This window comes from Winslowiella arboricola, from assembly GCF_025527015.1.
GTDB lineage: Bacteria > Pseudomonadota > Gammaproteobacteria > Enterobacterales > Enterobacteriaceae > Erwinia > Erwinia arboricola.
Genome location: NZ_JAODIM010000008.1, coordinates 1 through 250 on the forward strand (window position 1 = coordinate 1; position 250 = coordinate 250).

Annotated in this window: 1 rRNA gene; it reads right to left on the minus strand. The window is 54.8% G+C overall.

The features are described 5' to 3' along the window. A 23S ribosomal RNA gene (locus N5923_RS00035) occupies positions 1 to 250 on the minus strand; the annotation flags it as partial.

Here is a 250-nt window from a genome sequence, read left to right on the forward strand (position 1 = left end):
CGAGCGGGCTTTTCACCCGCTTTATCGTTACTTATGTCAGCATTCGCACTTCTGATACCTCCAGCAGACCTCACAGTCCACCTTCGACGGCTTACAGAACGCTCCCCTACCCAACAACGCTTGCGCGTCGCTGCCGCAGCTTCGGTGCATGGTTTAGCCCCGTTACATCTTCCGCGCAGGCCGACTCGACCAGTGAGCTATTACGCTTTCTTTAAATGATGGCTGCTTCTAAGCCAACATCCTGGCTGTC